Here is a 13,730-nt window from a genome sequence, read left to right as displayed (position 1 = left end):
TGTGCCTCCGATTTCAGCCGTGACAAGAAGCGAGATCTGGCAACGCCGCATCGCCTGCACATTAAATCGAGCTTCCACCCTTTTCGTACACCCGCCCTGGGGTTTCGATGAATCAGAACTCTCTGCTTACGAATGCTGCCGTGCTCCGGAATAACGATGTCAGTCTTTCGCGTTATTTCGACGTTCTAATGGCCAACCGCTGGCTGGTCGGTGGAATCGCCGGCGGCGTGCTCGCCGTGGGCGTGGCCTACGCGTTTATCGCGCCGTCGGTGTACCAGGCCGATATTCTCGTGCAGGTTGAAGACAGCATTCCGACCAACAATTCAAAAGGCCCGCTGGGCGACGTCGCCAGCATGTTCGACGTCAAAACAGAGGCGACGGCTGAAATGGAGATCCTGCAGTCGAGAATGGTGGTCGGAAAAGCGGTTGACGATCTGCACCTCGACGTCAGCGCAAAGCCGAAGCGCTTTCCATTGATCGGAGACTGGTTGGGCCGGCAAGCCCGGAGTCTTTCCGAGCCAGGTATCTTTGGATTTGGCGGATATGCATGGGGCGATGAAGCGATCAAGGTGTCCAGCTTCGACGTCCCGGAAGCATTCGAAGGCGAGAAGTTCGTTCTGACGGTTCTGGAGGGCGGACGCTACCGGCTGGAGCAGTCGGATCTCAGCGAGCCGATCGAGGGTCGCGTGGGCGAAAAGCTCGACACGAAACTGCCCGATGGCGCGATCACGCTGCAGGTCGATTCGCTGAACGCAAAGCCGGGCACGCAATTCATTCTGGAGAGACAGTCGCGCGAGAAGACGGTGGAAAGCCTGCAAAACCGGCTGACGGTCTCGCAGAAGGGTAAAGACAGCGGCATCATCGGCGCGTCGCTGATGGGCTCTGAGCGGCTGCTGACGGCCAGCACGCTCGCCGAAATCGGCAATGCGTATGTTGACCAGAATCTGAAGCGCAAGGCGGCGGAAGCCGAGAAGTCGCTTGCGTTCCTGAGCGCGCAGCTGCCGCAACTCAAGAGCGACCTGGAGCGCGCCGAGGGACGCTATAACGACATGCGCAACCGCATGGGCGTGTTCAATCTGAGCGAGCAGGGCAAGGCCTATCTGGATCAAAGCGTAGCCACGCAGCGCAGCCTGCTCGAACTGAAGCAGAAGCGCGCGGAGATGGGCGCGATCTACGCGCCGGGTCACCCCGCGATCCAGGCGATCGATCAGCAGATCGGCATGCTGAGCAGCAGGATCGGAAGCTTGTCGCAGCAGGAACAGGCGTTGCCGGACCTGGAGCAGAATGCGGTGCGCCTGACCCGTGACATGAACGTGAACAACGAGCTTTACGTCGGCATGCTGAACAACATGCAACAGCTCAGACTGGTTCGCGCCGGCAAGGTTGGAACGGTGCGGTTGATCGATAACCCGGTGGTGCCGAAAGAGCCGATCAAGCCGAACAAGCTTCTGGTGATTGTCTATGCTGCGTTGGGCGGCCTGATTCTGGGCGTGGGTGCGGCGTTCGGGCGTACGGCGCTGTATCGGGGCGTGACCGACGCGCAGGAGATCGAGGAGCAAACGGGCCTGAACGTCTATGCGAGCGTGCCGCTGTCGCAGGCGAAAGTCGCGCGAATCGGCAAGACGCCGAAGCTGCCCGCTGGCGAGAAGTTCCTGCTGGCGAGCGAGTTTCCGCGCGACCCGTCGATTGAAAGCCTGCGCCGACTCAGAACCGCGCTTCATTTTGCAATGCTGGAATCGGAATCGGGCGACAATCGCGTGCTGCTGACGGGGCCGACGGAACAGGTGGGCAAGTCGTTCCTGTCGGCGAATCTGGCGGCGGTCGTATCGGCGGCCGGCAAGCGGGTGTTGCTGATCGACGCGGACCTGCGCAAAGGCCATCTCGAGCAATACTTTGGTCTCGACTCGACACCCGGCCTGGCTGACTATCTGACGTCGGACGTGACGTCCGACCCGGTGATCATGCGTGACGTGCGTCCGGGCCTCGACTTCGTTGCGCGTGGAGCGATACCGGAGAACCCGGCCGAGCTTCTGGTGAGCGAACGCATGCAGCAATTCCTCGCGAAGACGAGCGAATACGACATCGTGCTGATCGACACGCCGCCGGTGCTCGCCGTCTCCGACGCGACCGCGCTTGCGGATAGCTGCGGCACCGTGCTGCTGGTGACCCGCTTCGAGACCACTTCCATTGCGCAGGTGCTGGAGGCGACCGCGCAGCTCAAGCAGGCGAATGCCCGGGTGAAGGGTGTGATCTTCAACGGGATCGATACGGATGTCTATCGCTATAGTCTGGGCGCGCGCGCAGACCTCTATCGCAGTGCTTCCTATCTCGATGCACTGCCCGCCAGTGGAGAGACAAAGAAAGACTAGCCTTCACGGCGCGAGGGCCGTCGTCACGAATGGCGATGAAAAATCAGCCGACTTTCGGCGTGGATGATTGGCGGATATCAAAGACTCATTCGTCAGTGTCGCTGGAGTTGTACTGAGTCAGGCGCTCAATTTCGTTTCGATTCTATTGATCGGGAAGTTCTGCGGGCTGACGGCTCTCGGGTACTTTTTATCCGCTCGTTAATCGGCTTGCGTCCGGAGGTTGCGTGCATGGCGGCGGACAACGCCCAAGCCGTGCGTGCAATGACGAGTTGCAGCGCCGTCGTCATACCGATCGGCCCCGCGCTTGGTGGCCACGATCATTTCCGCCCCTCCGATTCGATCCCGGTGATCGCCCTCGCATTCGGCGTATTTCTGCAGCAGACGCTGGGTGAAGCGCTGACCAGCTGAGCGCACGGGCACCGGCGTCTTCATCTATGGCGGGATCTTTCCGACCTCTCTGTTTGTGCCGGCCGGCGTCTGCCATTTTGATGCTGATGATATTCGTCCATCGCGACGCCGGCAGCTTCGCGCTCGCCTACTGCGTCGGCTATTTTCGTACGTCACGTTCTTCTGAACCCGCGCGCCGCCGGCGATGCAATGCGCTTGCCATTCTGAAGTTTGGCGCCGAAAGCGTGGCTAAACCCGTGGTATAGTGAGTTCGATTATTAGGTCGGCATCCATCCGCAAGCGGGACATTGCGCCCTTGTCAATCTCTGCCGGACTTTGGATCGCCTTCATCACACTGTCCGGTGCAGCTAGGGAAGATCTCAAGCCATAGCTAAGCCACCGATGACATCGTGCTGTTCAACTTCTCGAAAATTCGATGTGGTCGTAAAGGGAGTGGAAGATGGTAACTTTCTTGACGCATGCCGCCTGTCTGCTGATCGGCGTGGCGATTGGGGTCTTCGCGTGTGCGCTTTGCGTTGCGCGCGCGAGAGGATCAAAGGAGGATAATTAGTCTTATCGCCCTCTTATGATCCATCCGTCATTGCGGATGTCCGCTGCTTCCTCTTTGCAACACCATCAAGCACGCTGGAGCAGGGCAGAACAGCAAAATGACGCAGACGGCGGAGTCGGCGTTCGCGTTCATCTCATCGATTGCAATTAGACGCCTTCACTGGACCGGGGTCAGGTAGGGACCCGATAGGAATCGCTGCGCTCGCGGGATGCTCGCGGTGTAAGCCCGAATAGCGGCGGCAAGTTGCGGACAAATCAGGTTACGGTTGTAATCGTAGATCGAATAGCCGTCGCCTTCCCCGTTGCTCGGATCGCCGTTACGCACGACATACCAGAACGCCTTTGCCACCGAACCGTTGTCCATCAGCACCTTCAACTGATTGAATGCCGCGAGTTGTCCGGCGTCCGTACGGGTCGTCCCGTTGTTGGTTTCCGTGATCCAGATCGGCTTGGGACCGCTAGCGACCAGATTCGAAACGGTCGTCTTGAACGACTGCATCAGCGTTTGGTAGTCGGCGCTGCTGAAGTACGGGTGAACGTCGACGACGTCGATCTCGATGTTCAACGGGCTGGAAGCACTCTTGGTGTTGTTACCCATTGCCTTGATGTAGTCGGTCGCCTGGATCAACTCGTTTCCTGCGGGCGGTTTCCAGCCGTTATTCGGGTACGCCGAGTTGTAGAAGTACGAGATGCCCTGAGTGTGCAGAACCGTTTTGTAGCCCGACTGGCTTTTCGTGTTCAGGATCTGCCTGGCTTCCGAATAGAGCGTCTTGCTGCGATTCAGAATGTATCCGGAGATACCGTTCGGATCGCCGTAAGACGGGTCCGAAGCGGAGAACGACCAGTTGGTCTCATTGAACAGTTCGATGTCAGCCGTAAAGGGCAGAACGACGTCCATGAGCGAGCCGAGATACTTCGTGAACGTCGCGTCGCAGAAGTCGAGTCGCGGTGACGATGCGCTCGGCGGATTTTTGGTGGCCGGGCATTGGTATGCACTAGACGGCGCGTACATGCCCACCTGGAAAAGAATCTTCATGCCGCGCGTGCGTGCGGCGTTCAGAAGCGACTTCAGAAAGGCCACTTTGTTGGGGTCCAGCGTGCTGCCGTCGGCCAGCGTCATGAAGTCCCACGAAACGCCGAGGCGAACCGTACCGACGCCCAATCCGGCAATCAGATCCAGGTCCTTTGAGCATTCGCTTAGCGCCGTCTGATCCGCACTCCAGAGATTGCAGTTCACGTCCATTGCAAAACGGTCGTTTCCGCTTCCGGTGGGCGGCGGCTGCAGCGCCGCGAGTTGCTGGGCGGTGGCGGCGGTCGAACTCGTCTGGGAGAACGCTGGCATCGATTGCCCGCACAACAGGGCTAAGACGGCGAATAAAAAGAAAAGTGTGAGTTTCATTTCTCAACTATAAATGCTGTCGCGTGGAATTGGTCCGAAAACGTCAGAGTTAAGTGTGCCGATGAACATCAATTGTTGAAGCGACCGCATTGACGACACGGATATGTCGAACACGCGCATCGAATACCGTGTCGACGCCAGAGTCCCGCACTGACACTACACTTCCGAACAGAGCGACTCAATCTTCCTAAGGATGCGCCCCCCTTGTTCGGCATCAGTCCAAGCTGAAGTTTGTTGTGTGACGCAATGCCTCACTATCAGATTTCCGACGCCGGTTGCGCCACGCTTGTCGGCATATCACGAAGTTTTCGCGTCGAACTCCGCAATGAGCGAATCGTCCGATCATGTACGGGAACGCACATCGATTCGTAGTGCCGAGCCGGGATACTTGCGACTTCGATGTGCAGCGCGAGTCATCGCATAGACCTTGCCGAGGTCAGTCATTACACAAGTTGTTCCTTCATCAAATGTTCTTTTTTCCTAAAGATGAAAACTGTCGTCTCTCTTTAGACAAATTCGCAATCACGAGCTTTCGAAAGAACGGTACACCTCTGATAAAAGCATGCGTCTGACCTGAACGCTTTGTCATGATATTTACGAGTGATACCTGGCGATAAGACCAATCAAAGAACGAACCATGATTCGAATTCTGCGTATTTGATTGGCAGAAGAACTGTTGGTGCACCTGATGAAGGGCGACGTGTCTCGATCGAACTGTACGATGGCGACTTTATGCGCTATTGCTAACATTCGGTCTTTGAGTGAGATGTTACGCTCGTCGTGACTCGTCAGTGAATCAATGAAATTAGCTTCACTAAACGATTCACTTCCACACCAAAATCTGTTTTGCAAGCGCAGGGTGCCTACGGCGGCATCGTTCCCCACGAGTTTCCGAACTGAGGAGATAGTATGTTCGAATCCAACGCCACCGCGGATCCGAAACTGAAAGAGGCGTGCCTTGAGGCGAATTCAAAACAGGTCGCCCTGGATGACTCGAACCCGCAAAGCGAGAACATCTTCGTCGCAAGGTGGGGCGACGCAGTGAAGAGAACGATGGACGTTTGCGGGGCGTCGGTTCTACTGATCCTGCTCTTCCCGGTTCTTCTGATAATTGCGCTGGCAGTCATGAGAGATCACGGAAACGCCGTATATGGTCATCCAAGAATTGGCCGAGGAGGACGTACTTTCAAGTGCCTGAAGTTCCGCTCCATGGTCAAGAACTCGGATGAAGTTCTCGCCAAACTGCTCGCAACCGATCCGCAGGCTCGTGCGGAATGGGACCGCGATTTCAAGCTTAAAAACGATATTCGTGTGACGCCGGTTGGCCGCATTCTGCGCAAGACGAGCCTCGATGAGTTGCCGCAACTATGGAACGTGCTGCGCGGCGATATGAGCCTGGTGGGACCCCGTCCTATCGTGCAGAAGGAGCTGGTGCGATATGGCCGCGATGTTCGTTACTACCTCGCGCTGAAGCCTGGAATGACAGGCTTATGGCAGGTCAGCGGCCGCAACGATGTGGACTATCCGACGCGGGTTTCGCTCGATGTTAAATACGCAATGAACCGCTCGCTGACATTCGATATGACGATTCTTCTGAGAACCGTCAAAGTGGTGTTCGCGAAAGACGGTGCCTACTGAGCCGGCTGAGGTCCTTTCCCTGTCGTAGATTGCATGTCGTCCCGATCGCCGTGACCGATCGGGGATGTGTTCCGCTATTGCTGCGCAATTCACGAGAAACATGTTATGAGAGTGGTCCACGTAATCGAATCGACTGCTACAGGAACGCTTGCAGTTGTGAGCACGCTTGCGACGCGCCTCGCCAAGGAAGGTCACGAGGTGTATGTGATCTATTCAGAGCGCGAGGAAACACCGAAGAATTTGCGCGCGATGTTTCACTCTGACGTCGTCCTGCAGCATCTGCAGATGAAAGGGCCATCATTGGCACGGGTCATGCCTGTCTTGCGCCAACAACTCATCGAATTGAACCCGGATATCGTCCATCTGCACTCGTCATTCGCAGGTTTCCTGGGACGAATGTCGACCTTGTTTGCGTTGCCGTCGACGGCGCTTCTTTATAGCCCGCACTGCATCTCTTTCGTACGGCGAGACATAGGCAGGTTGAAGCGATACTGTTTCGCCGCGTTGGAGTTGCTTGCGTGTGTGAAGAACTGCACATACGTTGGCTGCTCCGAGAGTGAATGCGCCGCTATTCGCCGCTATCTTCGGCGAGATGCAGTACTGGTCGAGAACGCGATCGATCGGGCTGTCAGTGTCCAGGGCAACAATCGTTTGGAAAACGCCGGAAAAGTCGGATCGACGAAAAGGCGAAAACTTGTGACTGTCGGCGGCATTCGTGTGCAAAAGAATCCGCGATTGTTCGCGGAAATTGCACGCTCGTTTGATCGGGACGGCGTCGAGTTCGTATGGATCGGCGACGGCGACGCAGATCTCAGGAGGACGCTCGAGGACGCCGGCGTGCGTGTGACCGGTTGGCTTACGCGTGCTGACGTAATCGCGGCTGTGGCGCAAGCGGATATCTATTTGTCGACAGCTTCCTGGGAGGGAATGCCGATTTCTCTGATTGAAGCAATGACGCTCGGCACTCCCGTTGTGGCGTCAGATTGTCCGGGCAATATAGACACCATTCGTCACAATTCGACCGGCGTTCTTTATCGGACGGCTGCGGAAGCGACTTCGCTGATCCGGAAGATGATAGCCGAGGATAAATTTCGTGAAGGTTTATTGCGGCGCGCGCAGGAAGAAGCGCGCAACAGATTCAGTGAAGATCGTTTCTTCAACAACATCGCGCTGCTTTATTCGGCCCAGTTGAGAAGCATTCGCCAGGGCCGTTCGGTGCTGAGCGAGTGACTACTGCGCGATTTGCAGCAGGCCGTCGTCTGGGACCGATTGCATACAGTGCTCTTGCCGAAGTGAAGAGTAGCGGACAAAAGCCTCTTCACGCGTGTGACCATCAACTCTTCATCGATTCGCGCAGTCGGGACGGGCGAAGAACTGGCCCGAACGTGCCGATGGGGCGCGGCAAGAATCGAAGCACCACTCCGTAACCAACGTTCACGGAACGCGATCGCGACGAGACTGACTTTTGAGAAATGGTTTGCGCGTGTCATCGCGCAAACCATTTTAATTTTTAGAGCCGCGCGAGATATCGCTCCACGCCCGAGGCGGCGATTATATCTGTCCACCGCAAATGCAGCAGCGTGGAGGGGTCATTTTTCGGCACCATATCGCCGTGGAAATTGCAGATGCTAGAGAATACGTCTGGGCCCGTTACTTTACATTGAATTCCAAACTTGGCGGCGGCGTTCAGATTCGAAGGCGAGTCATTGCAGATGATTCTTTTGCCGAGCGCAGCATATTCCAGAAGCTTGGTCGGCGTCTGCACGTCGTACGGACGCTTGTACGGGATGGTTGAAATAGCAATCTCGCAGTTGCGAACCACCGCGAGGGCATCGCGTTGCGCAAGACGTCCCGTGAACAGGATGCCGGGCGATCGAAGATATGCGTCGGAGATTTCCTTTTCAACAGGCCCAATCAGAACGAGGGTATCCGAGTCGCGCTTGGCGGCCAGGAAGTCCCTGATGAAGCCGACAAAGCCGCGTTCCCGTGTTATCTCGCCCAGATAACAATACGTTCCCGACGGAAGCGCCTGGTTGCGGTCAGCATCCGTCGTGAAAATCCAATCTGGTACGCCCATCGGCAGGAAAACGGTATCTACGCCGTCGCGGAAGCCCATGACTGCACTCATTGAGTCGTTCTGAAATATTCGAAGATCGGGCCGTGGTTGAAACGTTTTCTTGATGCTGTCCTTTAGCGCACTGTTACGCCCGACAGACAGCGAGCGGTAATCGTGGATAACGTATTTTGCAGCAGGGATCCTGGGGTAAAAGCCCATGATGCACCAGAGAATGTACTCTTCCGGATTCTTGACTTTTTTGTAATCATCCAGTGTCCCTGACGTTACCTTACAGTCGTTTCTCACGAAATACTTCGTGTAGGCGTCTATCTCAGGATAATTCGCCTTGCCGGGGTGAAGAATGAATATCTGCATGTCATTACCACCGTTCAAATGTCGTCTCTTCGGCTGACTCAGTGCTACCAAGGGCAGTTCGAGTCGCATTCGTTGAAATGTCGCACCTCAATGGATTGGTCAAGCGTTGGTTAGCTTGATATCCGTCGGCAGAAATGTCGCGACGTTGGACTGCTCTATCACCCGGTCCCAAATGAGGTCTGCGAAGTCCGTCCGACGATTCGCTGTCGCACCGCGCGCGGCGTCTTCATCGATTCCGTCAAAGATGTTCGCCGTGGTGATCACACTATGGATGCCCATCTCTTCACAGCATCTGATATTCGACGGCGAGTCGTTGCACACGATTTTCTTGCCGAGCGCAGCATACTCGAGCAGCTTGGTCGGCGTTTGATAGCAGTGCGGCCGGTGATAGGGGAAATAGCACACCGCAACATCGGATTCGACCACGTGCTTCAGCGCCTCACGCTGCGGCAAGGGCCCAGTGAAAATGATATTTTTTGCATTCGAAAATCTTTCGTAGATGCGCGGGTCCGGTTTTCCCACCAGGAGGAGGGAGACGTCGCGCTTCTGAAAGTTGTTTATAAATGCTTCCAGCACGCGATCGAAGCCCCGCTCGACGCTCATTTCGCCGATATAACAGAAATCAGCTTTCTTTTCGGTCTGACCGCCATCCTGTACCTCGAAGATCCAGTTCGGCACGCCCATGGGCAGGATCACACTGGGTACGCCGTGACCGAAACCCATGATCTCCTGTTGCCGTTTGTTCTGAAAGATCCGCAGATTCGGCTGGCAATTGAAATACCGCTTCGCGACGTCTTTCATCGCCGGCCAGCCGCCAACGGAGAGAGAACGGTAGTCATGGATGACAAAGTCGGATTCAAACCGGTTCGGATAAAAACCCATGATTTCCCACAACACGAAATTTCGTTTGTTATCGAGGGCGCGGTAATCGCTGATTGTTCCGACCACCACGTCCACGCCGCGCGCTTTAAAATAGTTTTGATATGCAGTAATTTCCGGATAATTGGCGGTACCCGGAGACGTGATGAAGATTTTACGCATGCCGCCTTCCTTTTTAACCGTGGAGATAAGGAACAATAAGGCCGTTACGAATAGTGCACTGGCGGTCCGGTTGCGCCTTTGATTGACAGGTGCTCGAACGTTGACCGCTTGTTCTGCTCGAAGCCGAGATCGCGCGCGATAGTATTTGTATTAGCGAATACCTTATCGTGACGATTCGCCGCCCTGGGTTGGATGCAGCGCGGTGCACGACGGTGTCGTACGCCGCTGCGCGAGCTGTCGCGTCGGCGCTGTGCTTTCTACGCCTGGTTCAATGCACGTGGCCTGCTAAAGATGCGCTGAGCGAGGCGCCTGACGCGTCCCAGTCGCAGATAGCGCGGCACCAACGTCAGGCCCGTGAGCTGCGCGGCGAACCACGACACGGAAGAGTCATCGTCAATGTCGAACGCCTTGAGTCGGAACGGGTCGCTTCCTTCGTCATTCCAGCCCACGTCGGTCGTGCGTGCGGTCTTGTAGCCGGCGGCCTTCAGCAGCTCGACTTCGCGCGGACCATAAATGCCATAGGGATACGCGAAATGCTCGCAAGGCTTACCTACGATCCGTTCTACCTCCGACTTTGATAGCGCAAGCTCTTCAAAGCATTCGTCATCGTCACAGAAGGTTAGTGTCGGGTGATAGCGTGTGTGAGACTGAAAGTCGACATAGGGGCGCATCTCTTCAATATGGGCGGCGCTGAGGCCACTAATCGTCGCCGCTGGGTCTGGCAAGTCCTGACGAAAGCCTCGCGCGTCGAGTTCAGCCAGGCGCTCGTGGTTTTTCATGCGAATCAGCCGCTTCACACCTGCATCCCTCGCGACAGGATGCAGGAACCAGTGAGTACGATCGTGCGCCACGACACTGCTGCAGATGTAAATGGTCGGGTACACGCCGTACTTGATGAATACGGGCAGCAGATTTGCATTGCCGATATGGCCGTCGTCAAACGTGACGGCCACGCGCGGGCGACCACTACCTGGCGAATTTGCCTGCGACAACGGCACGAACTCGACCTTGTCTTTCAGGTACTCAAAATGAGCCTCGAGCGTGGCGGGCGACGGATCGTGATAGAGCAGAATCGCGGTGCGATCGCGCCAGAGAAAGGCTCGAATCGCCGCGGGGGTTCCACTGAAAAGCAGCGCGCGTGTGAATATCTCACGCATCAATTGTTTCATATGCATCCCAAGCTAACGGCGTTGAATGGGATTGTGCCGTCACGGCCACAAAAGCGATGTGCGTTAGCGTACGGAGGTGATGACCGTCTTCAGATAGTCTGGGATACTTGTTAGTGTGAAATATACGCTAATTTTCCACCGAGAAATCTACTGCGGGGAAACAGTGGTTCAGCGGAGAATTAGGCAGTCTTATCTTTGTACGGTAAGACGATTATTCTGAAGTTGGTGGCGCGCAAAGCAGAGGAATTGTTGACAGATTGCGTTGCACACCGAACTGACGCGCGCAACTCCAGCACCCAAAATGTTGCCGTCCCGTGACAAAAAGCGAGATCTGGCAACGCCGCATCGCCTGCACATTAAATCGAGCTTCCATCCTTTTCGTACACCCGCCCTGGGGTTTCGATGAATCAGAACTCTCTGCTTACGAATGCTGCCGTGCTCCGGAATAACGATGTCAGTCTTTCGCGTTATTTCGACGTTCTAATGGCGAACCGCTGGCTGGTCGGTGGAATCGCCGGCGGCGTGCTCGCCGTGGGCGTGGCCTACGCGTTTATCGCGCCGTCGGTGTACCAGGCCGATATTCTCGTCCAGGTTGAAGACAGCATTCCGACCAGCAATTCAAAAGGCCCGCTGGGCGACGTCTCCAGCATGTTCGACGTCAAAACGGAGGCGACGGCTGAAATGGAAATCCTGCAGTCGAGAATGGTGGTCGGAAAAGCCGTCGACGATCTGCACCTCGACGTCAGCGCAAAGCCGAAGCGCTTTCCCTTGATCGGAGACTGGTTGGGCCGGCAAGCCCGGAGTCTTTCCGAGCCAGGTATCTTTGGATTTGGCGGATATGCATGGGGCGATGAAGCGATCAAGGTGTCCAGCTTCGACGTCCCGGAAGCATTCGAAGGCGAGAAGTTCGTTCTGACGGTTCTGGAGGGCGGACGCTACCGGCTGGAGCAGTCGGATCTCAGCGAGCCGATCGAGGGTCGCGTGGGCGAAAAGCTCGACACGAAACTGCCCGATGGCGCGATCACGCTGCAGGTCGATTCGCTGAACGCAAAGCCGGGCACGCAATTCATTCTGGAGAGACAGTCGCGCGAGAAGACGGTGGAAAGCCTGCAAAACCGGCTGACGGTCTCGCAGAAGGGTAAAGACAGCGGCATCATCGGCGCGTCGCTGATGGGCTCTGAGCGGCTGCTGACGGCCAGCACGCTCGCCGAAATCGGCAATGCGTATGTTGACCAGAATCTGAAGCGCAAGGCGGCGGAAGCCGAGAAGTCGCTTGCGTTCCTGAGCGCGCAGCTGCCGCAACTCAAGAGCGACCTGGAGCGCGCCGAGGGACGCTATAACGACATGCGCAACCGCATGGGCGTGTTCAATCTGAGCGAGCAGGGCAAGGCCTATCTGGATCAAAGCGTAGCCACGCAGCGCAGCCTGCTCGAACTGAAGCAGAAGCGCGCGGAGATGGGCGCGATCTACGCGCCGGGTCACCCCGCGATCCAGGCGATCGATCAGCAGATCGGCATGCTGAGCAGCAGGATCGGAAGCTTGTCGCAGCAGGAACAGGCGTTGCCGGACCTGGAGCAGAATGCGGTGCGCCTGACCCGTGACATGAACGTGAACAACGAGCTTTACGTCGGCATGCTGAACAACATGCAACAGCTCAGACTGGTTCGCGCCGGCAAGGTTGGAACGGTGCGGTTGATCGATAACCCGGTGGTGCCGAAAGAGCCGATCAAGCCGAACAAGCTTCTGGTGATTGTCTATGCTGCGTTGGGCGGCCTGATTCTGGGCGTGGGTGCGGCGTTCGGGCGTACGGCGCTGTATCGGGGCGTGACCGACGCGCAGGAGATCGAGGAGCAAACGGGCCTGAACGTCTATGCGAGCGTGCCGCTGTCGCAGGCGAAAGTCGCGCGAATCGGCAAGACGCCGAAGCTGCCCGCTGGCGAGAAGTTCCTGCTGGCGAGCGAGTTTCCGCGCGACCCGTCGATTGAAAGCCTGCGCCGACTCAGAACCGCGCTTCATTTTGCAATGCTGGAATCGGAATCGGGCGACAATCGCGTGCTGCTGACGGGGCCGACGGAACAGGTGGGCAAGTCGTTCCTGTCGGCGAATCTGGCGGCGGTCGTATCGGCGGCCGGCAAGCGGGTGTTGCTGATCGACGCGGACCTGCGCAAAGGCCATCTCGAGCAATACTTTGGTCTCGACTCGACACCCGGCCTGGCTGACTATCTGACGTCGGACGTGACGTCCGACCCGGTGATCATGCGTGACGTGCGTCCGGGCCTCGACTTCGTTGCGCGTGGAGCGATACCGGAGAACCCGGCCGAGCTTCTGGTGAGCGAACGCATGCAGCAATTCCTCGCGAAGACGAGCGAATACGACATCGTGCTGATCGACACGCCGCCGGTGCTCGCCGTCTCCGACGCGACCGCGCTTGCGGATAGCTGCGGCACCGTGTTACTGGTGACCCGCTTCGAGACCACTTCCATTGCGCAGGTGGTGGAGGCCACCAAGCAGCTCAAGCAGGCGAATGCCCGGGTGAAGGGCGTGATCTTCAACGGGATCGATACGGATGTCTATCGCTATAGTCTCGGCGCGCGCGCAGGCCTCTATCGCAGTGCTTCCTATCTCGACGCATTGCCCGCCAGCGGAAAGACGCAGAAAGGCTAGCCTTCAGACGACAACCATCGTCGTGTAGAGCGATGAAAAATTCACCCGGACTTCGACGTAGA

The 13,730-nt window shown here is 56.9% G+C and carries 8 protein-coding genes and 1 pseudogene; 5 read left to right on the top strand and 4 right to left on the bottom strand.

Annotation, left to right across the window (positions count from 1 at the left end; genetic code table 11):
* Window positions 1–107: 107 nt before the first annotated feature.
* Window positions 108–2,369, top strand: coding sequence for a polysaccharide biosynthesis tyrosine autokinase (locus tag OKW26_RS18775; RefSeq protein WP_429354726.1), 2,262 nt, complete (start codon window positions 108–110; stop codon window positions 2,367–2,369).
* A gap of 228 nt (window positions 2,370–2,597) precedes the next feature.
* Window positions 2,598–2,777 (top strand): hypothetical protein, encoded by a 180-nt coding sequence (locus tag OKW26_RS18770; protein ID WP_429354725.1) that lies wholly within the window; start codon window positions 2,598–2,600, stop codon window positions 2,775–2,777.
* Window positions 2,778–3,483: 706 nt separating this feature from the next.
* Here OKW26_RS18770 and OKW26_RS18765 read toward each other — a convergent pair.
* On the bottom strand, window positions 3,484–4,668 hold the full coding sequence (locus OKW26_RS18765) for a glycosyl hydrolase (protein WP_429354724.1): 1,185 nt from the start codon (window positions 4,666–4,668) through the stop codon (window positions 3,484–3,486).
* A 1,098-nt stretch (window positions 4,669–5,766) separates the two neighbouring features.
* Here OKW26_RS18765 and OKW26_RS18760 point away from each other — a divergent pair.
* Both OKW26_RS18760 and OKW26_RS18755 read left to right on the top strand, forming a co-directional pair.
* Window positions 5,767–6,363 (top strand): annotated as a pseudogene (locus tag OKW26_RS18760) (sugar transferase); the annotation flags it as partial.
* 105 nt (window positions 6,364–6,468) lie between these two features.
* The gene (locus tag OKW26_RS18755; RefSeq protein ID WP_429354723.1) at window positions 6,469–7,593 is read left to right on the top strand and encodes a glycosyltransferase; all 1,125 of its coding nucleotides are present in this window, start codon (window positions 6,469–6,471) and stop codon (window positions 7,591–7,593) included.
* 280 nt (window positions 7,594–7,873) lie between these two features.
* Here OKW26_RS18755 and OKW26_RS18750 read toward each other — a convergent pair whose 3' ends face one another.
* The 3 genes from OKW26_RS18750 to OKW26_RS18740 all read right to left on the bottom strand — a co-directional run bounded on the left by OKW26_RS18750 (window position 7,874) and on the right by OKW26_RS18740 (window position 11,004).
* Window positions 7,874–8,794, bottom strand: coding sequence for a glycosyltransferase (locus OKW26_RS18750; RefSeq protein WP_184059026.1), 921 nt, complete (start codon window positions 8,792–8,794; stop codon window positions 7,874–7,876).
* Between the two features lie 99 nt (window positions 8,795–8,893).
* A complete protein-coding gene (locus OKW26_RS18745) occupies window positions 8,894–9,835 on the bottom strand; it encodes a glycosyltransferase (RefSeq protein WP_429354722.1) in 942 nt (313 codons plus the stop codon).
* 257 nt (window positions 9,836–10,092) lie between these two features.
* Window positions 10,093–11,004, bottom strand: a complete 912-nt coding sequence (locus OKW26_RS18740; RefSeq protein ID WP_429354721.1) for a polysaccharide deacetylase family protein — start codon at window positions 11,002–11,004, stop codon at window positions 10,093–10,095.
* A 402-nt stretch (window positions 11,005–11,406) separates the two neighbouring features.
* On the opposite strand from OKW26_RS18740, the gene OKW26_RS18735 reads away from it, so the two are divergent.
* Window positions 11,407–13,668 carry a polysaccharide biosynthesis tyrosine autokinase gene (locus OKW26_RS18735; RefSeq protein WP_429354720.1) on the top strand — a complete coding sequence of 754 codons (2,262 nt, stop codon included), beginning with the start codon at window positions 11,407–11,409 and terminating at the stop codon, window positions 13,666–13,668.
* The last annotated feature ends 62 nt before the right edge of the window (window positions 13,669–13,730 follow it).

Origin of the sequence: Paraburkholderia sp. 32 (assembly GCF_050435345.1) — a bacterium.
Taxonomy (GTDB): Bacteria; Pseudomonadota; Gammaproteobacteria; order Burkholderiales; family Burkholderiaceae; genus Paraburkholderia; species Paraburkholderia tuberum.
This window is presented reverse-complemented; position numbering and strand designations above follow the sequence as displayed.

Coding starts and splice junctions, on each gene's coding strand:
- OKW26_RS18775 (WP_429354726.1), top strand. CDS start 108: ATGAATCAGAACTCTCTGCTTACGAATGCTGCCGTGCTCCGGAATAAC.
- OKW26_RS18770 (WP_429354725.1), top strand. CDS start 2,598: ATGGCGGCGGACAACGCCCAAGCCGTGCGTGCAATGACGAGTTGCAGC.
- OKW26_RS18765 (WP_429354724.1), bottom strand. CDS start 4,668: ATGCCAGCGTTCTCCCAGACGAGTTCGACCGCCGCCACCGCCCAGCAA.
- OKW26_RS18755 (WP_429354723.1), top strand. CDS start 6,469: ATGAGAGTGGTCCACGTAATCGAATCGACTGCTACAGGAACGCTTGCA.
- OKW26_RS18750 (WP_184059026.1), bottom strand. CDS start 8,794: ATGCAGATATTCATTCTTCACCCCGGCAAGGCGAATTATCCTGAGATA.
- OKW26_RS18745 (WP_429354722.1), bottom strand. CDS start 9,835: ATGCGTAAAATCTTCATCACGTCTCCGGGTACCGCCAATTATCCGGAA.
- OKW26_RS18740 (WP_429354721.1), bottom strand. CDS start 11,004: ATGAAACAATTGATGCGTGAGATATTCACACGCGCGCTGCTTTTCAGT.
- OKW26_RS18735 (WP_429354720.1), top strand. CDS start 11,407: ATGAATCAGAACTCTCTGCTTACGAATGCTGCCGTGCTCCGGAATAAC.